General features: G+C 70.3%; 27 protein-coding genes. 6 read left to right on the forward strand and 21 right to left on the reverse strand.

Annotated elements, in window-relative coordinates:
* Positions 1 to 89 precede the first annotated feature (89 nt).
* Genes AC3WOE_RS05575 through pyk form a run of 4 tightly spaced genes read left to right on the forward strand, consistent with a single transcriptional unit; the run spans position 90 to position 5,225 of the window.
* Positions 90 to 1,391, forward strand: a complete 1,302-nt coding sequence (locus tag AC3WOE_RS05575) for an MFS transporter (protein ID WP_492688888.1) — start codon at positions 90 to 92, stop codon at positions 1,389 to 1,391.
* Between the two features lie 41 nt (positions 1,392 to 1,432).
* A complete protein-coding gene (locus AC3WOE_RS05580) occupies positions 1,433 to 2,521 on the forward strand; it encodes a tartrate dehydrogenase (RefSeq protein WP_492688890.1) in 1,089 nt (362 codons plus the stop codon).
* Between the two features lie 20 nt (positions 2,522 to 2,541).
* On the forward strand, positions 2,542 to 3,807 hold the full coding sequence (locus tag AC3WOE_RS05585; protein ID WP_492688891.1) for a glycerate kinase type-2 family protein: 1,266 nt from the start codon (positions 2,542 to 2,544) through the stop codon (positions 3,805 to 3,807).
* On the forward strand, positions 3,804 to 5,225 hold the full coding sequence (gene pyk, locus AC3WOE_RS05590; RefSeq protein ID WP_492688892.1) for a pyruvate kinase: 1,422 nt from the start codon (positions 3,804 to 3,806) through the stop codon (positions 5,223 to 5,225). Before AC3WOE_RS05585 ends, pyk begins: the two co-directional genes overlap by 4 nt.
* Here pyk and AC3WOE_RS05595 read toward each other — a convergent pair.
* Positions 5,219 to 6,391, reverse strand: coding sequence for an MFS transporter (locus AC3WOE_RS05595; RefSeq protein ID WP_492688894.1), 1,173 nt, complete (start codon positions 6,389 to 6,391; stop codon positions 5,219 to 5,221). The genes pyk and AC3WOE_RS05595 overlap by 7 nt on opposite strands.
* An 11-nt stretch (positions 6,392 to 6,402) precedes the next feature.
* Between AC3WOE_RS05595 and AC3WOE_RS05600 the strand changes: the two genes are divergently transcribed.
* Together AC3WOE_RS05600 and AC3WOE_RS05605 are read left to right on the forward strand one after the other, a co-directional pair.
* Positions 6,403 to 6,966: a helix-turn-helix domain-containing protein gene (locus AC3WOE_RS05600; RefSeq protein ID WP_492688895.1), complete on the forward strand. Its 564-nt coding sequence runs from the start codon at positions 6,403 to 6,405 to the stop codon at positions 6,964 to 6,966.
* A gap of 835 nt (positions 6,967 to 7,801) precedes the next feature.
* Complete coding sequence (locus AC3WOE_RS05605; protein WP_492688897.1) at positions 7,802 to 8,242, forward strand: hypothetical protein; 441 nt, start codon at positions 7,802 to 7,804, stop codon at positions 8,240 to 8,242.
* A 1,286-nt stretch (positions 8,243 to 9,528) separates the two neighbouring features.
* Here AC3WOE_RS05605 and AC3WOE_RS05610 read toward each other — a convergent pair.
* The 20 genes from AC3WOE_RS05610 to AC3WOE_RS05705 all read right to left on the reverse strand — a co-directional run bounded on the left by AC3WOE_RS05610 (position 9,529) and on the right by AC3WOE_RS05705 (position 24,103).
* Positions 9,529 to 10,134 (reverse strand): hypothetical protein, encoded by a 606-nt coding sequence (locus AC3WOE_RS05610; RefSeq protein ID WP_492688898.1) that lies wholly within the window; start codon positions 10,132 to 10,134, stop codon positions 9,529 to 9,531.
* Complete coding sequence (locus AC3WOE_RS05615) at positions 10,127 to 10,348, reverse strand: hypothetical protein (protein ID WP_492688900.1); 222 nt, start codon at positions 10,346 to 10,348, stop codon at positions 10,127 to 10,129. Before AC3WOE_RS05615 ends, AC3WOE_RS05610 begins: the two co-directional genes overlap by 8 nt.
* A 94-nt stretch (positions 10,349 to 10,442) precedes the next feature.
* Positions 10,443 to 11,240: a hypothetical protein gene (locus AC3WOE_RS05620; protein ID WP_492688902.1), complete on the reverse strand. Its 798-nt coding sequence runs from the start codon at positions 11,238 to 11,240 to the stop codon at positions 10,443 to 10,445.
* A gap of 62 nt (positions 11,241 to 11,302) precedes the next feature.
* Positions 11,303 to 13,027, reverse strand: a complete 1,725-nt coding sequence (locus tag AC3WOE_RS05625; RefSeq protein WP_492688903.1) for a TIGR02594 family protein — start codon at positions 13,025 to 13,027, stop codon at positions 11,303 to 11,305.
* A gap of 152 nt (positions 13,028 to 13,179) precedes the next feature.
* Positions 13,180 to 13,965 carry a type III secretion system export apparatus subunit SctT gene (gene sctT / locus AC3WOE_RS05630; protein ID WP_492688905.1) on the reverse strand — a complete coding sequence of 262 codons (786 nt, stop codon included), beginning with the start codon at positions 13,963 to 13,965 and terminating at the stop codon, positions 13,180 to 13,182.
* Positions 13,962 to 14,237: a type III secretion system export apparatus subunit SctS gene (gene sctS, locus AC3WOE_RS05635; protein ID WP_492688906.1), complete on the reverse strand. Its 276-nt coding sequence runs from the start codon at positions 14,235 to 14,237 to the stop codon at positions 13,962 to 13,964. Before sctS ends, sctT begins: the two co-directional genes overlap by 4 nt.
* On the reverse strand, positions 14,234 to 14,896 hold the full coding sequence (gene sctR / locus AC3WOE_RS05640) for a type III secretion system export apparatus subunit SctR (protein WP_492688907.1): 663 nt from the start codon (positions 14,894 to 14,896) through the stop codon (positions 14,234 to 14,236). Before sctR ends, sctS begins: the two co-directional genes overlap by 4 nt.
* Before the next feature lie 3 nt (positions 14,897 to 14,899).
* A complete protein-coding gene (locus AC3WOE_RS05645) occupies positions 14,900 to 15,571 on the reverse strand; it encodes a hypothetical protein (protein WP_492688909.1) in 672 nt (223 codons plus the stop codon).
* Positions 15,568 to 16,209: a response regulator transcription factor gene (locus tag AC3WOE_RS05650; RefSeq protein WP_492688911.1), complete on the reverse strand. Its 642-nt coding sequence runs from the start codon at positions 16,207 to 16,209 to the stop codon at positions 15,568 to 15,570. Before AC3WOE_RS05650 ends, AC3WOE_RS05645 begins: the two co-directional genes overlap by 4 nt.
* Complete coding sequence (locus tag AC3WOE_RS05655; RefSeq protein ID WP_492688912.1) at positions 16,206 to 17,267, reverse strand: sensor histidine kinase; 1,062 nt, start codon at positions 17,265 to 17,267, stop codon at positions 16,206 to 16,208. The genes AC3WOE_RS05650 and AC3WOE_RS05655 overlap by 4 nt, the downstream gene beginning before the upstream one ends.
* Positions 17,264 to 18,148, reverse strand: coding sequence for a hypothetical protein (locus tag AC3WOE_RS05660; protein WP_492688914.1), 885 nt, complete (start codon positions 18,146 to 18,148; stop codon positions 17,264 to 17,266). Before AC3WOE_RS05660 ends, AC3WOE_RS05655 begins: the two co-directional genes overlap by 4 nt.
* Positions 18,145 to 18,726 carry a hypothetical protein gene (locus AC3WOE_RS05665; RefSeq protein ID WP_492688916.1) on the reverse strand — a complete coding sequence of 194 codons (582 nt, stop codon included), beginning with the start codon at positions 18,724 to 18,726 and terminating at the stop codon, positions 18,145 to 18,147. Before AC3WOE_RS05665 ends, AC3WOE_RS05660 begins: the two co-directional genes overlap by 4 nt.
* Positions 18,727 to 18,733: 7 nt before the next feature.
* Positions 18,734 to 19,204, reverse strand: coding sequence for a hypothetical protein (locus AC3WOE_RS05670; protein ID WP_492688917.1), 471 nt, complete (start codon positions 19,202 to 19,204; stop codon positions 18,734 to 18,736).
* Between the two features lie 2 nt (positions 19,205 to 19,206).
* Positions 19,207 to 20,535, reverse strand: coding sequence for a FliI/YscN family ATPase (locus AC3WOE_RS05675; RefSeq protein ID WP_492688918.1), 1,329 nt, complete (start codon positions 20,533 to 20,535; stop codon positions 19,207 to 19,209).
* On the reverse strand, positions 20,532 to 21,167 hold the full coding sequence (locus AC3WOE_RS05680; RefSeq protein WP_492688919.1) for a FliH/SctL family protein: 636 nt from the start codon (positions 21,165 to 21,167) through the stop codon (positions 20,532 to 20,534). Before AC3WOE_RS05680 ends, AC3WOE_RS05675 begins: the two co-directional genes overlap by 4 nt.
* Positions 21,164 to 21,679, reverse strand: coding sequence for a hypothetical protein (locus tag AC3WOE_RS05685; protein ID WP_492688921.1), 516 nt, complete (start codon positions 21,677 to 21,679; stop codon positions 21,164 to 21,166). Before AC3WOE_RS05685 ends, AC3WOE_RS05680 begins: the two co-directional genes overlap by 4 nt.
* Positions 21,672 to 22,406 carry a type III secretion system inner membrane ring lipoprotein SctJ gene (sctJ, locus tag AC3WOE_RS05690; protein ID WP_492688922.1) on the reverse strand — a complete coding sequence of 245 codons (735 nt, stop codon included), beginning with the start codon at positions 22,404 to 22,406 and terminating at the stop codon, positions 21,672 to 21,674. The genes AC3WOE_RS05685 and sctJ overlap by 8 nt, the downstream gene beginning before the upstream one ends.
* Positions 22,406 to 22,798 (reverse strand): hypothetical protein, encoded by a 393-nt coding sequence (locus tag AC3WOE_RS05695; RefSeq protein WP_492688923.1) that lies wholly within the window; start codon positions 22,796 to 22,798, stop codon positions 22,406 to 22,408. The genes sctJ and AC3WOE_RS05695 overlap by 1 nt, the downstream gene beginning before the upstream one ends.
* Positions 22,795 to 23,097 (reverse strand): hypothetical protein, encoded by a 303-nt coding sequence (locus AC3WOE_RS05700; RefSeq protein ID WP_492688924.1) that lies wholly within the window; start codon positions 23,095 to 23,097, stop codon positions 22,795 to 22,797. Before AC3WOE_RS05700 ends, AC3WOE_RS05695 begins: the two co-directional genes overlap by 4 nt.
* A gap of 34 nt (positions 23,098 to 23,131) precedes the next feature.
* Positions 23,132 to 24,103, reverse strand: a complete 972-nt coding sequence (locus AC3WOE_RS05705) for a SctD/MshK family protein (protein ID WP_492688925.1) — start codon at positions 24,101 to 24,103, stop codon at positions 23,132 to 23,134.
* Positions 24,104 to 24,105 lie beyond the last annotated feature (2 nt).

Genomic DNA, 24,105 nt, shown 5'->3' on the forward strand with positions numbered 1-24,105 from the left:
GGTCTTACGCTCCGTCCCACGTCATACCCAGCACGAGGCCCGAGCCTCCCGTGGATGGCGCGGGAACCACCCAACTTAGGAGACAAGCCATGGACATGGCACTCGAGAAGCGGACGCTGAAGCGCATCACCTGGCGCATCGTGCCCTTCATCATGCTTCTGTATTTCATCGCCTACATCGACCGCGTCAACATCGGCTTCGCGGCGCTGACGATGAAGGGCGACCTGGGCTTCACGGCCTCTATCCTGGGCTTCGGCGCCGGCATCTTCTTCTGGGGCTACTTCCTGTTCGAGGTGCCCTCCAACATCATCCTGCACAAGGTCGGCGCGCGGCTGTGGATCGCCCGCGTGATGGTCACCTGGGGCATCATTTCCGCCGGCATGGCCTTCGTCGAAGGCCCCACCAGCTTCTATCTGATGCGCTTCCTGCTGGGCGCCGCCGAGGCCGGCTTCTTCCCCGGCATCATCCTCTACATCAGCTACTGGTTCCCGGCCCGCCACCGCGCCGGCGTCACCGCCTTCTTCATGGCGGCCGCACCCATCTCCACGGCCCTGGGCTCGCCGCTGTCGGCCGCGCTGCTGGAGATGGACGGCGTGCTGGGTATGCACGGCTGGCAGTGGATGTTCGTGCTGGAAGCCGTGCCCGCGCTGCTGCTGGGTGTGGTTGTGTTCTTCTACATGACCGACAGGCCCGAGCAGGCCACCTGGCTCAAGGACGACGAGCGCGCCTGGTTGGTCAAGGAGATGAAGGCCGAGGCCGCGGCCAAGGGCGGCGACGCCAAGCACGGCAGCCTGGCCGGCCTGCTGAACCCGCGTGTCATCGCGCTGGCCTTCATCTATTTCGGCACCTCGGCGGGGCTCTACACCCTGGGCATCTGGGCGCCGCAGATCATCAAGCAGCTGGGCGTGTCGTCCATGACCGTGGGCCTGCTCAATGCCATCCCGCCCGCCGTCTCGGTCGTTGCCATGGTGCTGTGGTCTCGTCACTCCGACCGCACAGGCGAGCGCACCTGGCACGTCGTGCTGGCCTGCCTGGCCGCGGCCATCGGCCTGGTCGTCGCCACCGGTGCCAACGGCATGGTCGGCCTGATCGCCGCGCTGACCCTGGTCAACATCGGCATCAGCTGCGCCAAGCCGCCGCTGTGGAGCATGCCCACCATGTTCCTCTCGGGTGCCGCCGCCGCCACGGGCATCGCCACCATCAACTCCATCGGCAACCTCGGCGGCTTCGTCGGCCCCGCCATGATCGGCTGGATCAAGGACCAGACCGGCAGCTTCGCGGGCGGCCTGTACTTCGTCGCCGGCCTGCTCGTGCTGTCGGCCGTGCTGACCCTGCTGCTCTCCCGCTCCCAACGCCAGACGGCGCCGGCCAGCACGGCCGCTGCGCACTGACCTCAACACCCCCTCACATCCTTCTCTCGGAGAACCCCATCATGAAGACCTATCGCATCGCAACCATCCCGGGTGACGGCATCGGCAAGGAAGTCGTGCCGGCCGGCCAGCAGGTGCTGGAAGCCCTGGCCGCCACCAGCGGCGCCTTCCGCTTCGAGTTCGAGAACTTCGGCTGGGGCGGCGACTGGTACCGCGAGCACGGCGAGATGATGCCGGCCAACGGCCTGGACGCGCTGCGCAACAAGGACGCCATCCTGTTCGGTTCCGCCGGCGATCCCGACATCCCCGACCACATCACGCTGTGGGGCCTGCGCCTGAAGATCTGCCAGGGCTTCGACCAGTACGCCAATGTGCGCCCCACGCGCATCCTGCCCGGCATCGACGCGCCGCTGAAGCGCTGCAGGACCGAAGACCTGAACTGGGTCATCGTGCGCGAGAACTCCGAGGGCGAGTACTCCGGCGTCGGCGGTCGCGTGCACCAGGGCCACCCCATCGAGGCCGCGACCGACGTGTCCATGATGACCCGCGCCGGCGTCGAACGCATCATGCGCTTCGCCTTCAAGCTGGCCCAGTCGCGCCCCCGCAAGCTGCTGACCGTCATCACCAAGAGCAATGCCCAGCGCCACGCCATGGTGATGTGGGACGAGATCGCGCTGCAGATCTCCAAGGAATTTCCGGACGTGACCTGGGGCAAGGAACTGGTGGACGCCGCCACGGCCCGCATGGTGAACAAGCCCGCCACGCTGGACACCATCGTCGCCACCAACCTGCACGCCGACATCCTCAGCGACCTGGCCGCAGCCCTGGCCGGCAGCCTGGGCATCGCGCCCACTGGCAACATCGACCCCGAGCGCCGCTATCCCTCCATGTTCGAGCCCATCCACGGCTCGGCCTTCGACATCATGGGCAAGGGCCTGGCCAACCCGGTCGGCACCTTCTGGTCGGTCGTCATGCTGCTGGAGCACCTGGGTGAGACCGCTGCCGCCAAGTCGGTCATGGCCGCCATCGAAAGCGTCACCGCCAACCCCGCGCTGCACACGGGCGACCTGGGCGGCAAGGCCATGACGGCCGACGTGACGGCTGCCGTCTGCGCCTTCCTGGCCGCTGACCTGCAGCGCAAGGCCGCCTGAGACCCTAACGCCGCAACGACATGAACCCGCACCATCCCCGCGAGCTGCTGCGGGCCATGTTCGACGCGGCCATTGCGGCGGCCCAGCCGGCCCTGTGCGTGCCGCGCTTCCTGCCTGAGCCGTCCCAGGGGCGGCTGGTCGTCATCGGCGCCGGCAAGGCCTCCGCGGCCATGGCCAAGGCGGTGGAAGACCATTGGCCGGGGCCCTTGAGCGGCCTGGTCGTCACGCGCTACGGCTATGCCGTGCCGTGCGACCGCATCGAGATCGTCGAGGCCGCCCATCCCGTGCCTGACGCGGCCGGCGAGGCGGCGGCCCGGCGCCTGCTGCAACTGGTGCAAGGCCTCACGGCCGACGATCTGGTGCTCTGCCTGATCTCTGGCGGCGGCTCGTCGCTGCTGCCCCTGCCACTCCCCGGGCTCACGCTGCAGGACAAGCAGGCGCTGAACAAGGCGCTGCTCGCCAGCGGCGCCAGCATCAGCGAGATGAACTGCGTGCGCCGCCACCTGTCGGCCATCAAGGGCGGCCGCCTGGCCGCTGCCTGTGCACCGGCCCGGGTCGTGAACCTGCTGCTGTCCGATGTGCCGGGCGACAACCCCATCGACATCGCCTCCGGCCCCACCGTGCCCGACGCCAGCACTTGCGCCGACGCGCTGGACATCCTGCGCCGCTACGCCATTGACGTGACACCCGCGGCGCTCGTGCTGCTCGAGAGCGGCGAAGGCGAGACGCTCAAGCCCGGCGACCCGCGCCTGCCCGACATCCAGACCCACTTCATCGCCACGCCGCAGATGGCCCTCGAGGCCGCCGCCCGCGTGGCCCGCGACGCCGGCATCGCCACCCACATCCTGGGCGACGCGCTGGAAGGCGAGTCGCGCGACGTGGCCAAGACGCTCGCGGGCATCACGCTGCAGGTGGCCCGCCGCCACCAGCCCTTCACGCCGCCCTGCGTGCTGCTGTCCGGTGGCGAAACCACGGTCACCGTGCGCGGCAACGGCCGCGGCGGGCGCAACGTCGAGTTCCTGCTGTCCCTGGCCCTCGCCCTGCAGGGCGAACCCGGCGTGCATGCGCTGGCGGGTGACACCGACGGCGTGGACGGCCAGGAAGAGATTGCTGGCGCCGTCCTCACCCCCGACACGCTGGCCCGCGCCTGGGCCCGCGAGATCAACCCCCGCGAAAGCCTGGACGACAACGACGGCCACGGCTTCTTCGAGGCCTTGGGCGACTCCGTCGTCACCGGTCCCACGCTGACCAACGTCAACGACTTCCGCGCCATCTTCATCGCATGAAACGCAACACCAAGCACGCCAAGATCGTCGCCACGCTGGGACCCGCGAGCGACCAGAAGGAAACGATCCGCGCCCTGTTCGACGCCGGCGCCGATGTCTTCCGTCTCAACTTCAGCCATGGCAGGCACGAAGACCACCAGCGCCGCCTGGACCTGATCCGCCAGATCGAGCAGGACAGCGGCCGCCCCATCGCCGTGCTGCTGGACCTGCAAGGCCCCAAGCTGCGCATTGCCAGCTTCGCCAACGGGCCGGTGCAGCTGAAGGAAGGCCAGCCCTTTCGGTTGGACCTGGATACCGCCAAGCCCGGCAACGCCACCCGCGTCGCACTGCCCCACCCCGAGATCTTCGCGGCCCTGCAGGTGGGCACCGAGCTGCTGCTGGACGACGGCCGCGTGCGGCTGCGCGTCGAGGCCTTCGGCGAAGACTTCGCCGAGACCCTCGTCGTCAACGGCGGCCCGCTGTCCGACCGCAAGGGCGTCAACGTGCCCGGCGTGGTGCTGCCGCTGTCGGCGCTGACCGAGAAGGACCGCGCCGACCTGGCCTTCGGTTTGAAGCTGGGCGTGGACTGGGTGGCCCTGTCCTTCGTGCAGCGGCCCGAGGACATCGTCGAGATCCGCGCCCTGGTCGACGGCCGCGCCGGCATCGTGGCCAAGCTTGAAAAGCCCGCGGCCATCGCCTCGCTGGAGGCCATCGTCGCCGAGACCGATGCCGTCATGGTGGCCCGCGGCGACCTGGGTGTGGAACTGCCCGCCGAGCAGGTGCCCGCCATCCAGAAGCGCATCATCCAGGCTTGCCGCCGCGCCGGCAAACCGGTCATCGTCGCCACGCAGATGCTGGAGTCCATGGTGGCCGCGCCGGTGCCGACGCGGGCCGAGGCATCCGACGTGGCGACCGCCATCTACGAAGGCGCCGATGCGGTCATGCTGTCCGCCGAATCCGCCAGCGGCCGCCACCCGGTGGAGGCGGTGCGCATGGTGGCCAGCATCGTGCGTCACACCGAGGCCGATCCCTACTACCGCGAGGCCATTGCCGCGTCCCGCTCGGCCATGCGCTCAGGCACGGCGGACGCCATCGGCAGTGCCGTTCGCGACATCACCGTCCAGCTCGGCGCCGTCGCCACCGTGGCCTACACCAGCTCGGGCTACTCGGCCCTGCGCATGGCTCGCGAACGGCCGCAGGCCCCCGTCATCGGCATGACGCCGCGCCTGGCCACGGCGCGCAGACTGGCCCTGGCCTGGGGCGTGCACGCCGTGCTCTGCCACGAGGTGGCTGACGTGCCCGAGATGAGCGAGCTGGCCTGCCGCACCGCCGCCCGCGAAGGCTTCGGCGTCCCGGGCCAGACCGTCGTCATCTCCGCTGGCATGCCCTTCGGGACCCCCGGCACCACCAATCTGCTGCGCATCGCGCAGATTCACTGAGGCTGCTGGGCGGGCGACAGCGCCCCGTTCGCGGCCGCTCGCCACGCCAGGCCCGCCGCGACGAGGGACAACACCAGGCTGGCCCAACCCGCAGCCTGCCAGCCGCCGTGCTCGACGATGCTGCCCATCAGCGGCGGTCCGATCAGGGCCCCGGAGGCGCCGAACTGGGTCAACCGCCCGCTGGCCAGGCTCAATCGCTCGGGGCTGCCGGCCACGCGGGGCAGCAAAGCGAACACCAGGCTGGCGAAGATGCCGGAGGCGAGGTTGACGCCGATGGCCATGACGGCCAGCCGCAGCGGCGGCGCGCCCAGCTGGTAGACCAGCGGGAACAGCGCTCCGGTCACCACCAGGCTCAGCACCAGGGCGCGGCGCACGAGGCCGTCATGGCGCATCAGCCGCGCGCCGATGATGCCGGCCGGCACATTGGCAAGGGCCGCCAGCGCCGTCCAGCTTCCCGCCGCCGACAGCGACAGCCCGGCCTCCTTCAGCAGGCTGGGCATCAGGGCCAGCTGGCCCACCTCGCTGATGACATAGGCCCCGAAGGCCGCGACCAGGGCCCACAGCGTGGCGCCGGTGCGTTGCCTCTTCGCCGGGCCCGCCGGTGGTCCGGCGTGAGGGTTGGCGGCATGCATGCTGATCAGCGCGGCCGCCAGGGCCAGGCCGGCCAGCACGCTGAGGCCCTGGGCCCAGCGCCAGTCGCTGAGGCCGGCCGCATAGGCATAGGCCGCAGCACCGACAGCCATGCCGACCGGCACGAAGGTGCCCCACAACGTCATGGCGGCCGCCTGTCGGTGAGCGGGCGCGGCCAGCGCAATCATGACGGGCGCCGCGACCACGGTGATCAGATAGCCCAGGCTCTCGACGAGGCGGGCGAGGACGGCCAGGGGCATGCCGTGGGCCAGCGCGGCGCCTGCCGAGCCCAGAGCCAGGCAGCCCATGGCGAGGACGAGGCTGCGCTGCATGCCCAGGCGCGGCAGATGGTGGCCGGCCGCGCCGCCCAGCAGGGCGCCGCAGACCTCGAGCAGCGAAGTCAGGGCCGCCATCGCCGCCAGGCCCAGTTGCAGGTCGCGCGAGATCAGCGGCGCCAGCGCGGCGAGCTTGCCCAGCTGGGCCGCCGCGAATACGCCGCAGAGGTAGTAGACGAAAATCCGCGTCCGCGCCCTCATGCATCGCTCCGATGAACCACGCCTTGATGCCCGACACCCGCCAGCTCGGCCGTAGCCTGCGCCTGTGGCGTTCGCTGCGGCGCCTCAAGCAGACGGCAGTGGCCGACCAGATGGGCGTGTCGCAGACCACCATCTCGCGCTGGGAAAGCGGTCAGGTCGCGCCCTCGCCGGAGGAGCAACTGAGCCTGCGCAGCCTGATGGCCGCGAAGCTGGACAGCGCCGCCGATTTCGCCCTCGGCCGCCTGGTGCGCACGGCCCACACGCCCATGCATCTGGTCTGCGACTACAGCCACCGGCTGCTGGCCCTGTCGCGGTCGCGCGAGCTGCATTGCCGGGTGCCGGGCAGCGAGTTGATGGGCAGCGCGCTGTGGCGTTATGCGACGCCGCAGATCGTCGCGCAGGAGGCGCGGCTGGACGAGCTGGGCTGGTACGAACCGGGCCCGGAGGCCATCGAATTCGACACCGAGGCCACCGACGATCCGGTCATGCCCATCGAACGCAGCCGCATGCGCTGGATCAGGATGCAGCTCTCCGACGGCAGTTTTGTGCGGCTGACGGAGAACGTGGCCGGTTGAGATCTTGTCTTCATTCACGGCTGCGAATCTAGCCAGCCGCCGGGGTGATCGACAATGAATGATTTATTCAGCGGTCCATCACCATGGCCAGCCTCGGTTGCCAGACCACGGGCCGTCTTCGGTGTCGTGGGCACGGCGCGTCATGAGGCTGTCGGCAAGCTTTAGCGTGCTGTGTGCCGCTGGTGAACATCAGCGCAGGCGTGCGGTCGACAAACACCTGGCGGCTGCCTCAGGTTGGAAGCAGCCTTTCCTCACCACGTAGGACAGCGGCTTACGGGCTTTCTTGAGTGGGAAGCGCGCGCTCAATCTCTGGTGTGACCCATACCGCTGGTACATGGATCGATGCCCCCGAAAAGCAGCTGGAGTCTGTGGACGACCAGATCCATATTTCGCCTTTGCGCTGATGCCCTTTTGCATTGAACAGCTATACAACGTTCGCTTGCCATCGGGGCCATGTGGCGGGTGCCAAGTCATCCACGGGCCCATACCTAGCTGCATCTCAAGACTCTGCGACGCAGTCTCACACCATTGATCCGGTTGTAGTTCGAGAACGACGCTACACATCGAAGCCTTGGTACTCCGGAAGTGGTCTGCCCAACCGCCGGAAATAGGAGAACCAGTTCGAGCGCGAATGTCGCCTCAAGTGGAGAGGCCGCCGCATGGCTGAAATCGCCAAGAATCGGCATCTAAGGATGTTCGCAGCTCTTGTCGGCGATCACCCCGACCCAGGCCTCTGGCGACGACTCGCCGGGCCTCCAGGCAAAATCCAGATGCTCGGGGCGAGCCGGGCGTCAGGCCTGCTGGGAAGGCCACCCCGAAGAATGGAGCAGCATCAATGGCACTGACGAAGAAGGGCGAGTTCTGGTACGGGACGACGTCCGGCGACACCCAAGCCGAGCTGCGTAGCTACAGCGTTGCGAATCGCCATGAGGCCGTCCGGTTTGCCGCTTCCAAATGCGATTGCGGGTGCCGGACCTTCGCGCTGCAGACCGATGAAGAAGCCGGCGTGGCGATCCGCACTTGCACCGACTGCGGGCAGGAACACCTGATGGGCGACAGCGCGGACTACGCTGAAGAAGCCGCGCCCGAGGTGCACGAGTGCGTGTGCGAGAACGAGGTGTTCGAGCTGATGTCCGGCGTCTCCGTGTACGAGGGTACTCATGACGTGCGCTGGTACTACATCGCTTGCCGCTGCGTGGAATGCAATCTGGTCGGCGTCTTCGCAGACTGGAAGTGTGAAGCGGGTGATGCGGCGGCCTTCCTCGCCAAGGTATGAGCGTAACCCGGCAGACATCTGGCTCGAAGGCTCCGGGTCACGCAAGGCTCAGAGGCTGGGCTCAAGTTTCAAGCCCTGGCTCGAGCAATACCTGACCCTCTCGCGCTGGAGCGCCAAGCCTCGGCACATCGACGGCGTCATGCCCGCACTTACCGCGCGAGCGGCCGAGGGGTGTAATGACGTGGTCGGTGGATCTGGCTGTATCAATGACAGCCAGCGCTGCAAAGCATGCGTCGGCTCTAGGCTGAGGCTGATAGCGGACATGCGTGCTAGCCGTCAGCGCGGTCGCAAGCTTTCCATTCGGGAGGCGGGCAGGCGGTGCAAAGCTTGGAGTTTGGGAGCCCAGGGCCTCTCATACACGCGCCGCCACAGGCCATGATCAATCTCCCGGACACGTTGTTGAAGTACATCGCCGGACCATCTCTCGTGGATTGGCAACTGATCATGGTTACCTCCCCGCAAGTGGTAACTCCCTTGCAGTGTTCCGGAGAGAGCTGGGCCCCGATCGACGAGGTAGTCAACGACTCTCTAAGCCTTTCAGTAAAGAGGCCTCTAGGCCAGTCGGCGTTCGGCTGACGACTTGGTATGGGAGCGGATGGCTCGGCGTCAATTGGAAGCGATGACGGGTTCAAGCCGTTCTCCGCCAAAGCCATATACCGTCCATTCAGCGACGTCAGCTGGAAGCTTCGATTCGCAACAACCAACTGGCCGACTACGTGCTTTCTGCCGCCATCAAAGTAGAGTTCGAGAGACTTCGCCAGCGAACTACTGTTTTCCGATGCGGTTGCTGTTGATCCTGCAGCTTGAGGGAGAGCAATTCCCGCCGTCGACGATGCTCTCCAGGTATAGCCTGGCACACCAACTGCGGGTGCAACAACGCCATTGAAGCTATAGACACGATGGTCGGGCATCTCGAGTGAGATCGTCGGTGACTTGAGAGCCTCCGAGTTGAAGCTGACGACTATCAGCCGCTTGATAAATCGGTCTTCTCGACGAAGGCGGATCGACTCCCTCTCCTGACTTGAAAGCAGGCTCGCTTCATCAGCGACAGGCACAAAACCAGCCGCTTCGAACAGCATTGCGTCAGTGGGGGCTGACTGGCTGCAGGCAGCCAATGCGATTGACGCAACTAACGCTGCCACTGTGCACCCTGATCTATGCATGGGACTACTCTAGCTCGTCATATCGGCCCGCTGGCAGATGGCCGCTATCGCAAAGCGGACGGGACTGGAGTGCCGACCGCCGCGGCGATCTAGCTAGCCACCGGGGTATCAGGACTGAACCATTCAGCGCGTCGCCCGCCCCAGGCCGGCGACAAATGCCGCGCAGGCCCGGCTGGCATCGGGATCGTGGCGCCAGCCCTGGGCCAGCGTGCGCAGGGCGCCTCTGACTTCACGCGGCATGGTGCCGTCCAGCGGATCGTCGGCCACCGCGGACAGGTGGTCCGCATAGAGCCGGCGCGCGTCGCCATCGCAGTCCATCAACTCCATGACCGCGCTGGCCAGGGTCTGGAACTGCTCGGGCGACAGCTCCGAAGGTGTGCCCCGTTGCGGCCAGGCCGCCAGGCAAAGGTATTCGATGGGCCCCAGGCTGCGCCGCTGCGCGCCCGCCTGATGCGAGCCCCAGGCGGCGCGTGAGCCGCTGGGCAGCCGGCCCTGGCTGAGCGACCGGGCCAGGGTCTGGGCGACCGCGGATCGCGCCGCATATTCGCCGCGCATATTGACCTCGGCCAGCACGCGCAGAAAGGCCGGGTAGAGCTGGTCACCCAGGCCGGTGCAGACGGCCTCCATCAGCGCGACGGCACCCTCCTGGCGCGGTCCGAGATCGAGGCAGCCGCCGACCAGGGCCTGGGCCGCTTCGACCCAGCGCGGTGCGGCCAGCAGTTCAGCCAACGAGGGCGCCGAGCACGCGCTCGGCGTGCTGCTGGACCGACAGACCGCGCTGGTCGGCCGCCACGTCGGCTCGCAGGCTGGCGGCGCCGCCCGCACCCAAGCCATCGAGCCATGCCGGGCCGCCGTTGCGGGCCGATGCGGCGGGTGCATCCAGCGGGCGCAGCGAGGTCGCCGGGTACAGCGAGGCGGATGGTGACAGGGGAGCGCCGATCATGGCTTGGGGGGCTCGGGGTTGAAGTTGAGAGTCAGCTTAGCGAAGCGCTCCGCTAAAGGCGATTACGGCTGCCCCTAATTCGTCGGTCGGCCGCTCACGGCTTGCATTCGGAGAACACCGCCCGGCTGGCATTGAAGTAGGACAGGCGCCAGCCCTTGGCCGTCCAGCGCGCCTCGAAGGCGCCGCCGGCGTCGACGGCCGAGTCGCCGCGGCGCGACCATGGCGGCATGTCCAGGCGCGGCGCGTCGAGGGCCTTCAGCAGCTTGCCGATGTCGGTGTCGCCGTTATTGGTGGGCACGTCGGTCAGGCAGCTGGCGGCGTTGCGGATGATGCTGGACGGTGCCTTGACCATGTCGGGGCCTTCCGTGAACTCCAGCTGCGGCAGCGACAGGCGCTGCAGCATGTCGCCGTCGCGCTTGAAGACGGCCTCGCGGAACTGGCGCCAGAAGGTCAGGAAGGCGCCATCGCGGTCCACGCGCGACTTGCAGCCCTTGCCCTTGGGCGCCAGCGCGGATGACGCGGGCAGCACGAGGGTGCCGCAGCGCGCGGGCTCGAAGGCCAGCGTGTAACCATCGCTGCCGTCGCGCTTCACGGTGGCGCGGTAGCGGGTGTCGGCCTGGTCCTTGTCGGCCCAGGCGAAGCGCCAGGAACCATCGGGCTGGACCGTGGCCGGCCCTGCGCTGCTGAGGTCGCACTCGTGCGTGCCCGAGGTGACGTAGATGCCGGCGCGCAGCGGCGTGCCGGCGGCGTCGCGGCTCACGCTCACGGTCAGGCTGTCGCTGGGTTGGCAGACCAGTTGCGTGGGCAGTGGGTCGGGCGTGACCTGGGCGTGCGCGCCTGCGGCGGCGAGCAGCGCAGCGGCGAGTAAGGGGGCATTCAACAGCGCGGTCATGACGAAGCGGCAGTATCCCGGCGGCGGCCCCGCGGCCGTGTCACAGGAAGCAGGGGCGCCGCTCAGTTCGCGCGGCGCACGCCGATCGATTCGGACAGCGAACGGATGGACTCGGTCACGCCGTCGGGCTGGCCGCGGCCGGTGCCCTGGTTGCCGCCGATGACCTTCACGCGGCCATTGGCCAGCACCTCTTCGACGATGGCCACATGGCCCTGGGTCGGGTTGTTGCCGCGCGGGAAGACGATGACGTCGCCCGGCTTCACATGGGCGCTGTCGCGGGCCACCGCCGTGCCCCAGTTCAGCCAGCTGCGCGCTGCGGCGCTGTTGGTGCCCGGCACGCCGGCCTGCTTCATCGTCCAGTTGACGAAGGCCGAGCACCAGGCGGTCTCGTCGTTCTTCGCCTTCAGCGACGTGGCCTGGTGGTACTCGACAACGCGTGGGTTGTCGCGCGCGCCGCGGATCTCCTTCGTGCCCAGCTCGCCCCGCGCAATGTCCAGCACGAGGCCGGCGCGACCCGTCGCGGCCGATGCCGGCGGCGTGGCGGTGGCCGGCGCGGCCCGCAGCAGGCCTTGCGTGTTCAGCGCCGTCTCGACGGCGTGGGTGCGGCGCTGCTGGTCGGCGCGGATGACGGCCTGCACCTGCGCCTCGGTGGGTAGGTGGCCCAGCTGGTTGCGGGCGATGGTGGCGAAGCCGCTGCCCGCCATGCCGCCGCCGGGCAGTTGGAAGCGACGACCGGTGGACGCGTCGACAAAGCTGTGCACGCGCAGGTCGGTGATGTGGGCGGTGTCAAGGGGCTGGCCGCGCAGCGTGCCGAGCTGGCTCAGGAAGCGGCCGGCCGCGCTCGGCGACTGGTTGTAGAGGTCGAGATAGGCCGAGGCCAGGCGCGCGTTGTTCGGGTCCAACCCGGCGCGACGGGCGGCGGCCTCGTACGCGGGCAGTTGGCCTTGCAGCGTGGCGAGCTGGCGGCGGTCGGCATCGTCCGGGCTGCTGGCGGCGTGCTGATAGGAGAAGGAACCGCGGTTGTGGGCGGCGTTGCCCGGGTCGGTGTGGCCGCCGTAGGCCGCAGTGAAGCCGCCGTTGGGACGACGCGTGCCTTCGGCATTGCCGATGACGATGGCCGCCAGGGCATTCGAGCCCAGCGCCGGGTCGGTGAAGCGCTGCAGGTCCAGCGCCGGTGCGTTGCGCGTGCCGTCGGTGCGCGTCAGTGCGGGCTCGGCGATCTGGCGCTGCGTCACCTCGCGCTTCTCGGTGGGGTCGGCGTTGAGCGCCCGGTTCATGCCCAGTTCCACGGAGGACTGCGCCGAGCCGCTGGCGATGGCGGCCTTGCCGATGTCGCTGCGGTAGCCCCGGTCCGTCATGTAGACCGGCAGCAGCGTGTCGTGCACCAGGCCGACGGAGCCGACGACGGGCAGGCCGTCCACCAGATGGCCCACCGACGGCAGGTTCAGCGTGTCGCCGACGTGGATCAGGTCGGCGTTGCGCACCTGCGGATTCGCGGCCACCAGCGCCTGCAGCGTCAGGCCGTGGTCGGCCGCGACGTGCCGCATCGTGTCACCGCGCTGGACGGTGTAGCGCGTCGCCGGGATCGTCAGCTGGCTGCCCGGGTAGATGATGTCCGGGTTGCGCACCTGCGGGTTGGCGGCCAGCAGCGCCTGCACCGACACGCCGTTGGCCTCGGCGATGCGGCTCAGGCTGTCGCCGTGCTGCACCTCGTAGCTGCGGCCGGCGGGCGGCGGCGTGTCGTTCACGGCCAGTGAGGTCGACGTGGTTCGGGTAACGGTGCTCATGGGCTGCCCTTGGCGTTGTCCTGACGGGGCGATGAGCAAATCGCGCATCGCGTCGATCAGTCCATTTCAGACCAGCGCCGTGGACCGGGCAATTGCGGGCGCTGCTGTTTCAGAACGTACGCCGCCGCGCGCGCCGCTAGGGTTGGCCGCAATCAGCCGAACAGCCGCTTCATGACGTCCTTGACGACGCTGGCCCGCACCAGCATCTCCTCGTTCATCAGGGCCACCAGGCTGGCGAGCTGCAGCAGCAGCACGAGGTGGCCGACGACGGCCTTGATGGACATGGACAGGCTGAAGACATTGAGCTGCTGGGCGTAGCGGTTAATGAGGCCGAGCACGCCGTCCACCAGATAGAGCATCACCAGCGACGGCGCGGCGACGAGCAGGGCCAGGCGCAGCATGCGGCCGAACTCGGCCTCGAAGGCGACCGAGGCCGTCGGCAGCAGCTGCCAGCCGCCGTGCAGGGGCCAGAGGGCAAAGCTGTCCAGCAGCAGGGCGGCGAACAGCATGAAGCCGCCCGAGGCCATGAAGACCCAGCTCGCCAGCCGCGCCAGGAAGGCGCCCGTCAGCGAGGTCTGGTGGCCCGACAGCGGGTCCAGCACCTGGGCCTGGGCCGATCCCACCTTGGTGTCGATGAGCTGGCCGGCCATCTCGAAGGACCACATCAGCCCGGCGAACAAAAAACCGAGGGCCGCGCCAAGCAGGGCCTCGCGGCCGTACAGCACGGCCCATTCCCAGCTGCTCATCTGCAGCGGCTTGATCTCCTGCACCAGCAGCCCCAGCAGGCCCAGGGCCAGGAAGAGGGCATTGCGGATCAGCGCCGGGATCAGGTCCTGGGTGAACAGCGGAACCAGCAGGAAGGCCACCGCCACGCGCATGGTGGACAGGCCGAGCAGCAGGGCCGCATCGGTCGGGTGGCCGACCCAGAACTCCATCATTGGTTGATGCGGACCAGGCCAGGAAACTCGCTGAAGACCTTGTCGCCGAGCCGGTACAGGCTGCCGCCGAGCAGCGAGGCGGTGATGAAGATGGTGACGACGATGGCGAAGAACTTGGCCACGTACTGCACCGTCTGCTCCTGCAGCTGGGTGGCCGCCTGCACGAAGGCGATCAGCAGGCCGACGATGGCCGCCACCAGGATGGGCGGCGCCGACAGCAGCAGCACCAGCCACAGGGCCTGTTGGGTGAGCTGGATGACTTCGCTGTTCATGTTTGATACGTCAACACGAGACCGTGAGTCAATTTGACCCAGCCATCGATCAGCACGAAGAGCAGCAGCTTGAAGGGCAGGGACACCGTCGTCGGCGACAGCATCTGCATGCCCATGGCCATCAGGATGTTGGAGATGACCAGGTCGATGACGAGGAAGGGCAGGAAGATCAGGAAGCCGATCTCGAAGGCCACCGTCAGCTCGCTGACCGTGAAGGCCGGCACGATGACGAGGAAGTCGCGCTCGCTGAGCTCCTGGGCCTGCTCGGGCTTGAGGCTGCGCTGGGCCGTCTTCAGAAAGAAGGCGCGCTCCAGCGGCCGGCTGTGCTTGAGCAGGAACTCGCGCAATGGCTCCTTGGCCACGTCGGCGGCGGCCAGCATCTGGCTGGTCGATGCCTTGGCGGTGGTGGGCGCTGAGCGGCTCAGGCTGTCCTGCATCTCAACGCCGACCGGGTACATGACGTAGATGCTGAGGATCAGCGCCAGGCCGTTCATGACGACGTTGGGCGGCACCTGCTGCAGGCCCATGGCGTTGCGCAGCAGGCTGAGTACGACGACCAGCTTGGTGAAGGACGTGACCATGACGGCCACGAAGGGCGCCAGGGCCAGCAGGACGACGGTGATGAGGGCCGAGGCCGGCGTGAAGCTGCTCAGGTCCATGGGCTAGACGCCCTCCACGCGGAGGGCCTGGCCGCTGCCCCAGGGCAGCAGGCGGCCGCGGGCCCGCACGGCGTCGGGTCGGGCGGCTTCGATGAGCAGGCATTGCGCCGGCAGGGGCGGCCGCGCCGGGTTCCAGTCCAGCACGGTCTCGACCGCCAGCGGCAGCTCCCAGCGTGCCACCAGCTGCCAGGGGTCCCCTGCCAGGGGTTCACCGCGCGCACGCAGCCGCGGCGGTGTCGCACCGTCGAGGAGCAGCAGGCCGCCCGGCTCCAGCGCGGCCACCTCCTCATCGTCGAGTCGCCATTGCGCCAGCACGCATTCCGCCAGCGTGGGCTGCCATTGCAGGCCCGGCACGTCAGGCGCCTGATGCAAGGCACGCAGCACGCTCCAGGGCAGGGCCAGCCTCACTTCCACATCGCTGCCGCGCCAGTGCGCCTGGGCGCCGCTGCTGTCGTCCGCTTCGGCAGCCCACTGCCAGTCCGTATCGGCCGCCAGGCCGGCCACCTGCAAGGCGTCCAGCAGTTCGCCGGCCAGGTCGAGAACGACGGCGGCCTCGGCCGCGCAGGGCGCCAGCTCGCCGGGCGAGAAGTCGTCGGCGTTGATGCACATGCGCAGCGGACCGCAGCGGTAGTGCCAGCCCACGCCCTGGGTGAGGGCTTGCGGGATGAACCTCATGCGCGACGACTCACCATGATGCGGGTCAGTTCGGTGACCGAGCGGCATTTCATCTTGCGCATGCCGCGCGAGCGGTACAGCTCCACGCTCTTCAGCGACAGCTTGATCTCGTCGGCGATGTTCTTGTTCATCAGGCCCTTGACCACCAGGGACAGCACCTGGCGTTCGCGCGGCGACAGGGTCTGCGAGCGGCGCTCGAACTCCTCGCGCGAGCCCTCGACCTCGGCATCGATGCCGGTGTCGACATCGGTCGGTGCGAAGGCGCGGTCCAGGGCGGCGCTGAGGGCCGCATCGTCCAGCGGTTTTTCCAGCAGCGAGACGGCGCCGCGCTTTTGCATGGCGGCCACGGCCAGCGGCACGTCGGCATGGCCGCTCATGTAGATGACGGGCAGGTGGATGCCGCGCTCGCGCAGCGCGTCGTGCAGGTCCAGGCCGGACAGCTCGGGCATGCGCACGTCCAGCATCAGGCAGGTGGATTCGGGCCAGGTCGTGCCCACGGCCACGCGGGCCAGGGACTGCAGCGCGTCGCGCGGGTCGCCCCAGTCGCGCACCTTGCAGCCAAAGCCTTCGAGCCAGAAGCGCAGCGAGTCGCGGAACTCGTGGTTGTCGTCCACCACGTAGATTTGCCGAGGGGTCATGTCGTCCTCTCCAAAACGGTTTGTGTCGCGGCCACCGCCATGGGCAGCGCGAAGTGAAAGCAGCAGCCACCGGCCTCGCGCCGCGAGAACCAGAGCCGGCCCTGGTGCATCTCGATCAGCGAGCGGCAGATGGACAGGCCCAGGCCCATGCCGTTGGGCTTGGTGGAGCTGAAGGGCAGGAAGAGACGGCCTTCAGTCTGCGGCGTGATGCCGGGGCCGTTGTCGCTGACGCGCAGCTCGGCACGATGGGCCTCGACGACCAGCTCGATGTCGATCCGGGGTTCGGCCGGACTGTCCAGGCGCAAGGCGTCCAGCGCGTTGCGCAGCAGGTTGATGAGCACCTGCTGCAGCATGACGGCGTCGCCCTGCACGGGCACGGGTCGCGACGGCAGGCGCAGCACCAGGCGCACGGCCTCGCGCTGCAGGTCCCAGTCCAGCAGGGCCAGGCTCTGGTGCACCAGTTCGGCGAGGTCCAGCGCCTCGGTCTTGGGCTGGCGCGACTGGGTGTACTCGCGCACCCGGCCGATGATCTGGCTGGCATAGGTCACTTGCTGCACGGCCTTGTCCAGGGCGGCGAGTTCGTCGGTGTCGTCGGGGTGGCGGCGGGCCAGGCGCAGCTTGAGGCCGCGCAGCAGGTTGGCCGTCGCGCCGATGGGCTGGTTGAGTTCGTGGGCCAGCACGCTGCCCATCTCGCTGACGGTCAGCGAGCGTGACGTGAACAGCAGGCCCTCGCGGTCGTCGAGCTGGCGCTGCAGATGGTGCAGGCGCTCGCGCTCGTCGTCCAGGCGCAGCAGCACATGGCGAGCATCCAGGGCGACGCGCTGGGCCAGGTATTCGCCGCTGACGCCGCAACGCGTGCGCAGGCCCAGCGGTGCGACCAGGGCGCTGGCCAGGCCGTGCAGGGGCTGGGCCCAGTCCTCGGCCAGGCCGCCGGCCTCGCCGGGCAGCAGGGCCTGCATGGGCGCGTTCAGCGCGACGAGGAAGTCGCCATCGAGGATGGCCAGGGCCACGCCCAGTTCGCCCAGGGCGTGCAGCAGGTCGGCATCGATGCGGTTCATGGGCATTCCCGGAGCCACAGCGGCTGGTTGCACAGCAGCCAGGTCAGCGAAGGGCGCGTACCCAGCAGGGTGCGCAGGCTGGCGGAGGCCGGGGCCTGCACCAGCACTTCCGTCCATTGCGCGATGCCGGGGGCGACGTCGTCCAGGCGCAGCTCGCAGCTGACCTGGCCCGGCGCGAGCGCGGGGCCGCCGGTCAGGTCGCGCAGCGTGCGCGGGCGGCCCTGGGTGCCCAGGGCCAGGCGCACGGCCCACCAGCGTTCGGTCGCCGCCGGGCGGGCACTGCGCCAGCGTGCCGGCCAGCGCCGCCACTGCCAGGTCGACGCATCGCGGCTGGGCTGCAGGCTGACCAGGCCGGCGGGGCAGGCGAGCAGCACGGGCAGGCCCACGCGCCAGGCCTGCAGGGCGGGGCGCAGGGCGGTCGCCGAGACGGGTGCGGCGGCCGCGTCGCGCAAGCGGTCGAGCAGGGCCTGGGCCCAGTCGGGCAGGGCCTCGAGGGCGGGTGCCTGCGTCTCAGGCATCGGCTGCTGCTCCTGCTGCGGTTCGCCGCCGGCCTCGTCCCACAGCGCGCGCCAGGCCTCGGCGCCCTGGGCCCGCCAGCGCAGCTCCGGCCCGTTCTGCAGGCTCAGCGGCTGCACCAGCACCGGACTCACGGGCAGCAGCGCCGAGGCTGCATCGACGAGCTGGGGCGCGAGCGCCGGCAGCTCGGCGGCTCGCGTGGCCGGGGCCGCTGGCAGGGGTGCCGGCGCCGCGATAGGGGCCTGCTCGGGCGCGGCCTGCGCCGCCTCGGCGAGCTGGGCTTCGGCCTCCTGCGTGCCGGCCTGCAGCCAGGCCTGCCAGGTCTCGGCCGGGTTCACGGCCTGGATGGCGCCGATGCCGCTCATGGCTGCACCTCGTCGACCGGCAGGCTGCGCTTGTCCGCCCGCGCGGTCTCGCGCAGGCGTGACCTGAGGACCTCATGACCGGCGTCGCGCAGGCGCTTGTCCAGATCGCCCAGCTGCTGCCGGGCCTGGGCCTGGGCCACCGGCGGCACGCGCAGTTCCAGATGCAGGGGCGCCAGCGGCCGGGCCTGCTCGACATCCAGCCGCCAGGCCGGGCCGGCGGGGGCCGGCAGCTCGACCTGCCAGACGCGTGCCGTCGGGGTCGTCACGGGCTGAGCGTCGGCGAGCTGGCGGGCCGCTTCGAGGCGTTGCACGGTGGCGGTGGGCGACACGCTGCGGGTCTGCACGGCCTCCTCTGCGGGCTCGCGCTTCGCCGCTGGCATCAGGGCGGGCGCGCCGGCCGGCGTTTCGGCCTCGGGCGACTCCTGATCGCGCAGCCGGCGGTAGGCGTTGCGCCAATCGGGATCGCCGGCGTCGCGGTGGGCCGTCGGCACGGGCGTCTCCTCGCCCGAGGCCGCCAGGGGCGAGCGGCCGCGTGGCAGCGTCGCGATCGGGGGCAGGAGGAGGGGCAGCAGTTTCACGGCGGTCTCAGTGCAGGGCACGGTGGGCATCGGCGGCTTCCAGTTCGGCCTGTTGTTCGCGGGCCTGCAGATCGCGGCGGCGCTGGTCCTTCAGCGTGGTGTCCACGGCGTCCTCGCGGGCCTGGGCGCGGGCCAGCTCGGCCTGGCGCTGGCGAACGGCCTCCACGGCCTGCGCCAGCGTCTCCTGCTCGTCGAGGAGGGCGTATTCATCGCGCTCCAGGCTTTCGGCCAGGGCCTCGCCATGGGCCTGCACCTGGCGGCCCCAGCGCGGCATGTCGGCGCTGCCGGCCGTGCCCCAATGCCAGACCAGCTCGGCCAGGCGCCGGCGGCCGCGGGCGATGCTGGCCTCACGGGCGTGGACGGCGGCGCGGGCCTGGTCTGCCTGGGCATGGGCCTGGGCCAAGGCCTGGCGCGCGCGCTGCACGCGCAACTGGCGCAGGCGCAGCCACTGGCGCGCATCGGCCGGAGAGAGGGTCATGCTCACGCGACGATCTCCCGCAGATGCTGGAGGCCGCCGTCCCAGTCGCTGGGCTCGTGGGTGGCTTGCTGCAGCAGGGCCTTGATCTGCGGCATGCGCTCGATGGCCTGGTCGGCCAGCGGGTCGCTGCCGGCCTGGTATTCGCCGACGCGCAACAGGAACTCGACCTCCTTGTGCCGCGCCATCAGGGCGCGCACATGGGCGGCGTCGCGCTGCTGCTCGGCCTGGGTCACGCGCGTGAAGACGCGGCTGGCGCTGGCCAGCACGTCGATGGCCGGGTAGTGCTGGGCCTGGGCCAGGGCACGCGACAGCACCAGATGGCCGTCGAGGATGGAGCGCACCTCCTCGGCCACCGGGTCGCTGCCTTCCTCGTCCTCGGCCAGCACCGTGTAGAAGGCGGTGATGGAGCCGTGGGCGTCGTTGCCGGCGCGCTCGAACAGCCGCGGCAGCTCGGCGAACACCGAGGGCGGGTAGCCGCGCCGCACGGCCGGCTCGTTGGCGGCCAGGCCGATCTCGCGCAGGCCGCGCGCGAAGCGGGTGACCGAATCCATCATCAGGACGACGCGCGCGCCTTGGGCCCGGAAGCCTTCGGCAATGGCCGTCGCCGCATGCGCCGCGCGCACGCGCTCCAGCGCCGGCCGGTCGGACGTGGAGACCACGACGACGGAGCGCGCCAGCCCCTCGGGACCCAGGCTGTCTTCGAGGAACTCGCGCACCTCGCGGCCGCGCTCGCCGATCAGGCCGATGACGTTGACCTCGGCCCGCGTGCTGCGCGCCAGCATGCCCAGCAGCGTGGACTTGCCGCCGCCGGCCATGGCGAAGATGCCGACGCGCTGGCCTTCGCCGACGGTCAGCAGCGTGTCGATGGCGCGCACGCCGCAGACCAGCGGCTCATGCACCGGGCGGCGCTGCAGCGGCGAAGGCGCGTCGCGGTAGAGGGGCACGCGCGGCAGATGATCGAGGGGCGGGCCGCCGTCCAGCGGCTGGCCGAAGGCGTCGATGACGCGACCGAGCAGGCCGGCGCCGCTGGGCAGCTGGGCGGCCTCGTGCAGCACTTCGACGGCGGCACCGACCGGCAGGCCTTGCAGCGAACCGAGGGGCGCCAGCACGGCCTCGTGGCCCTGGAAGCCGATGACCTCGGCCAGCAGGCCCTCGTCGAGAGGGCGCGAAGGATCGAAGACGCGGCAGCTCTGGCCGACGCGGGCCTGCACGCCGGTGGCGCGCATCAGCGTGCCGCCCGCCTGCACGACGCGGCCCAGCGTGGCCACGGTGCGGGCGCGCTGCAGGCTGCGGCGCAGGGTGTCGGTCTCGGCGTCCAGGGCCAGGGTCATGGCCTCAGCCCCCAGGCATGTGCGAGGCGCTCGACCTGCGTCGCGAGGCTGGCGTCGGCCGTGCCGAACTCCGTGGTCAGGCGGCAATCGCCTTCGGCCAGGTCGGCGTCGGCCACGATCTCGGCGCTCCCCAGGCCGGCCTTGTCGTCGGGGTCGACGGCCAGCAGCGCGGCGCGCAGGCCGTCCATGCGGGCGGGATGGACGTGCAGCCGCCAGCTGCGGGCCGGCAGCAGCTCGCGCGCGGCCTGGGCCGCCAGGCGCGCCAGCGCCTCGTCGGCGGGCAAAGGCCCCAGCAGCTTTTGGAAGACCTCCAGTGCCAGGCGGGCCACGTCGCGCTGCTGGCGCAGGCAGCGTTCCTCATGGGCGCGGGTGAGGCGGGTCAGGTCCACGGCGAGCTGCTCGCGCACCTGGCCTTCGGCCTGGGCCAGGCCCTGGCGCAGGCCTTCCTCGCGGGCCTGTTCGCAGGCCGCGTCGACGCGCACCTGCTCCTGCTCGAACAGCTCGCGCAGCTCGGCCAGCAGCTGGTCGGCTTCCTGCAGGGCCGGCACCTCGGCGGCGCGCAGCACGCGGCGGTCCGACGCGATGCCCAGCCGCGCGGTGGGGTCGCGATGCCACAACATGAAGCTGTTCATGCCGCCGCCCTGTCCTGCAGCGCCAGGGTCTCGCGCAGCACGGCCAGGGCCGTGGCCTGGGGCATGACCCAGGCGGCCACCGGGCCGAGGCGGCGACTGGCGGCGTGGCGCAGCGAGCCGTGCGGCAGGCCGGCCAGCAGCACGGCGGCGCCGGCTTCGGTGAATTGCTGGCTCAAGGCCTCGGGCGTGCCGACCTGGGGCCAGCCGCTCAGACTCGCCGGCAGGCCCGCGGGCAGGGGCGGCCAGTCGGCAGCGCTGCGCAGGGCCCGCCACCAGGTCACGCCGAGGGTGGCGCGCGCGAGCTCGCGCAAGGGCCCGGAGATCCACAGGCGCAGCGCCGGCGCAGCGAGCACGGAGCCGCAGCGACGCGCCAGCGCCAGCAGCTCGTCGTGTTCCAGGGCCAGCCAGGCGGGAGCGGCGTCAAGCTGGGCCCAGCTCAGGCTGCGGGCTTCGGCGGGCGCGTCGGCCAGCAGGCGGCGGGCGACGCGGGCCCGCAACGCGCGCTCAGTCATGGACCTTCCCTTCCAGCGCGAGCTGCTCGTTGGCGCGCCGGCGGCGCCAGGCCAGCAAGCCGGCACCGCCGAGGCTGGCCGTGCCCAGCGTGAGGGCCAGGGCCATGGCGGCCGTCGGCGTGCCGTTGTCCGTCACGGCCGGGACCGTCGGCGTGGGCTCGGCCGCGAAGGCGACGACCGACACGCTTTCATAGGGCAGGCCCTCGACGCTGTTGACGACCAGGGCGCGCACCTTGGGCAGCAGGGTCTCGATGTTGAGGCCCGGGCGGTGCTTGAGCATCACCGAGGCCGACGAAGGCAGCACCTTGTCGGACAGCGGATGGCGCTCGGGCACGACCAGGGTCACGCGCGCCTGCAGCACGCCGTCGATGCTGGTCAGGGTGTGCGACAGTTCCTGCGACAGCGCGTGCATCAGGCGGGCGCGCTCCTCGACCGGCGTGGACACGAAGCCCTCGCGCTTGAAGACCTTGCCCAGGCTGTCGTAGTCCTCGCGCGGCAGGCCTTGCGCCTTCAGGATCTGCACGGCGCGGGCGAAGTCGGCCTCGCCGGTCAGCACCTCGAAGCCGTCTTCGCGGGCGTTCTTCTGCGCCGGCACGCCGGACATGCGCAGCGCCGAGACCATGTCGTTGGCCTGGCGCTCGTCGAGCTTGGCGTAGAGGGTCTGCTCGCCGCAGCCGGCGAGCAGCGTGGCGAGCACCAGTGCGCAGAGGCTTCGAAGTGGTTTCATCAGGATTGCTGCCTGAAGAGTTGCTGCAGGCCTTCGGACGTGCGGTTGGCAATGTTCGAAGTCAGCTGGCAATGGAACATGAACTCCTGGCAGCGCACCGTCAGGTTGACGAGTTCGCCCGGCGTCAGCTCCTGGCCCGAGGCCGCCGCCGCGCGGGCGTCGCGCCCGAGAGAAGCGGCTTCGGCGTTGATGTGATCCAGCGGCTGCACGATGCGCTGCATGGCCTGGGCGGACGACTCGGTCGGGCCCAGGCGCTGCACGGCGCCGGCCAGGGCGCGCTCGAAGCCCGCCACGTCGGCCGTCGGCGGGACCTGGCCGAGGCTGGACAACGACGCGCCCGCGCCGAGCTGCACGTCCTGCACGGGCGCCGCGATGGCGAGGCCGGGTGTCACTGCTTGCGAGCCATCGTTTCGAGGGCGGAGCCGACCGTGGACACGGCCGTGTGCGAGCTGCTGGCCAGGAAGCTCATCTTCAGCGACATCGCGGTCAGCTCGGTGACGGCGGAGGGCGTGTCGCCGCCGCTGTTCATCGCATTGGAGGCGGTCTCGATGTCGCTGGCCTGCTTGTCCAGGGCCTTGCCCCAGGCGTCGGCCATGGCTTCGAACCAGGAGCCGCCGCTGCCGTTGGTCTTGCCACCCGTGGTGCCGGTGACGGGAGCTGCGGCGAGGGTGTTGAGAAGCGTATTGGACATGGGAGTCTCCTTGATGGAGGGTTGGGAAGAGGGCTCAGAGGGTCAGCCGCGTGCGCTGGCCGTCGCGTTCGACGACGACGGCGCGGCCGGCGATCTCGACGACGCGATGGCCGCTGGGCAGCAGGGCGCCGCTGAAGTAGCGGCTGCCGTCGGCGGTGATGAAGTAGGGGCTGTCGGCGTTGTCGATGACGGCGACGAGGCGCTTGGCCGGGTCGTCCGGTGGGGGCGCGGCCGCGGCGGCCACGGCGGCGGGCGGCTGGTTGTCCACGCGCAGCGCGGGCAGGCGGGCGATGTCGCGTCGCGCCGCGGCCGCGGCGGCCTGCACCTTGGCGGCGTCGCGCTCCTGGGTGTGCAGCACCAGTTCGCCCTCGGGCGACCAGCTCGCCTTGGCGCTGATGCCGTAGAGGCGGAAGACATCGACGGCGCTGGCCAGCAGGTCGGGGGCCGTGGGCGCCTGAGCGGGTGGCACGACCTTGGCCACGACCTGAGCGGCGTCGCGCAGCGTGCCGCCGCGCCAGGCCACCGACGCGCCGCCGATGACCATGACCAGGCCGAGGGCCGTCAACACGCCTTCGAGCATGGGGCGCGGCTTGACTGCGGCGGCGATGCGCGGGACTGCGGGCTCGGCATCGTCATGCAGCACCGGCTCGGGCCAGTAGTCCTGATCGGCCGGGCCATAGGCCACCTGCGTGTCGCCCAGCTGCAGGGTCTGGCCCGGAGCCCAGGCATGCACGGTGGCGCCGGGTGCCAACGGCTTGTCCGCCAGCACCGCCACGCCGGACACCAGCTGCACGCCGATGCGGTCCGCGGCGACCGGCACCAGGCGCAGCTGGAAGTCGACGTCGCTGGCGAGCAGGATGTCGGCGAACTGGGTGTCGGCCTGGTTGGATGCGTTCAGGCCGCAGACCAGCAGGTCCTGCTGGGCGTCCAGCCGCGCGCGCGCGCCGAGCTGGCGGCCGGCCAGGACGCGCAGTTCCAGCAGAGGGACGGGGTGGTGGGACTTCATGG

The sequence above is a fragment of the Roseateles sp. FW305-36 genome (assembly GCF_058787015.1).

Bases quoted from the DNA above. Each gene is read 5' to 3' on its own strand.
- AC3WOE_RS05575 (WP_492688888.1), top strand. From the start codon at position 90: ATGGACATGGCACTCGAGAAGCGGACGCTGAAGCGCATCACCTGGCGC.
- AC3WOE_RS05580 (WP_492688890.1), top strand. From the start codon at position 1,433: ATGAAGACCTATCGCATCGCAACCATCCCGGGTGACGGCATCGGCAAG.
- AC3WOE_RS05585 (WP_492688891.1), top strand. From the start codon at position 2,542: ATGAACCCGCACCATCCCCGCGAGCTGCTGCGGGCCATGTTCGACGCG.
- pyk (WP_492688892.1), top strand. From the start codon at position 3,804: ATGAAACGCAACACCAAGCACGCCAAGATCGTCGCCACGCTGGGACCC.
- AC3WOE_RS05595 (WP_492688894.1), bottom strand. From the start codon at position 6,391: ATGAGGGCGCGGACGCGGATTTTCGTCTACTACCTCTGCGGCGTATTC.
- AC3WOE_RS05600 (WP_492688895.1), top strand. From the start codon at position 6,403: ATGAACCACGCCTTGATGCCCGACACCCGCCAGCTCGGCCGTAGCCTG.
- AC3WOE_RS05605 (WP_492688897.1), top strand. From the start codon at position 7,802: ATGGCACTGACGAAGAAGGGCGAGTTCTGGTACGGGACGACGTCCGGC.
- AC3WOE_RS05615 (WP_492688900.1), bottom strand. From the start codon at position 10,348: ATGATCGGCGCTCCCCTGTCACCATCCGCCTCGCTGTACCCGGCGACC.
- AC3WOE_RS05620 (WP_492688902.1), bottom strand. From the start codon at position 11,240: ATGACCGCGCTGTTGAATGCCCCCTTACTCGCCGCTGCGCTGCTCGCC.
- AC3WOE_RS05625 (WP_492688903.1), bottom strand. From the start codon at position 13,027: ATGAGCACCGTTACCCGAACCACGTCGACCTCACTGGCCGTGAACGAC.
- sctT (WP_492688905.1), bottom strand. From the start codon at position 13,965: ATGATGGAGTTCTGGGTCGGCCACCCGACCGATGCGGCCCTGCTGCTC.
- sctS (WP_492688906.1), bottom strand. From the start codon at position 14,237: ATGAACAGCGAAGTCATCCAGCTCACCCAACAGGCCCTGTGGCTGGTG.
- sctR (WP_492688907.1), bottom strand. From the start codon at position 14,896: ATGGACCTGAGCAGCTTCACGCCGGCCTCGGCCCTCATCACCGTCGTC.
- AC3WOE_RS05645 (WP_492688909.1), bottom strand. From the start codon at position 15,571: ATGAGGTTCATCCCGCAAGCCCTCACCCAGGGCGTGGGCTGGCACTAC.
- AC3WOE_RS05650 (WP_492688911.1), bottom strand. From the start codon at position 16,209: ATGACCCCTCGGCAAATCTACGTGGTGGACGACAACCACGAGTTCCGC.
- AC3WOE_RS05655 (WP_492688912.1), bottom strand. From the start codon at position 17,267: ATGAACCGCATCGATGCCGACCTGCTGCACGCCCTGGGCGAACTGGGC.
- AC3WOE_RS05660 (WP_492688914.1), bottom strand. From the start codon at position 18,148: ATGAGCGGCATCGGCGCCATCCAGGCCGTGAACCCGGCCGAGACCTGG.
- AC3WOE_RS05670 (WP_492688917.1), bottom strand. From the start codon at position 19,204: ATGACCCTCTCTCCGGCCGATGCGCGCCAGTGGCTGCGCCTGCGCCAG.
- AC3WOE_RS05675 (WP_492688918.1), bottom strand. From the start codon at position 20,535: ATGACCCTGGCCCTGGACGCCGAGACCGACACCCTGCGCCGCAGCCTG.
- AC3WOE_RS05680 (WP_492688919.1), bottom strand. From the start codon at position 21,167: ATGAACAGCTTCATGTTGTGGCATCGCGACCCCACCGCGCGGCTGGGC.
- AC3WOE_RS05685 (WP_492688921.1), bottom strand. From the start codon at position 21,679: ATGACTGAGCGCGCGTTGCGGGCCCGCGTCGCCCGCCGCCTGCTGGCC.
- sctJ (WP_492688922.1), bottom strand. From the start codon at position 22,406: ATGAAACCACTTCGAAGCCTCTGCGCACTGGTGCTCGCCACGCTGCTC.
- AC3WOE_RS05700 (WP_492688924.1), bottom strand. From the start codon at position 23,097: ATGTCCAATACGCTTCTCAACACCCTCGCCGCAGCTCCCGTCACCGGC.
- AC3WOE_RS05705 (WP_492688925.1), bottom strand. From the start codon at position 24,103: ATGAAGTCCCACCACCCCGTCCCTCTGCTGGAACTGCGCGTCCTGGCC.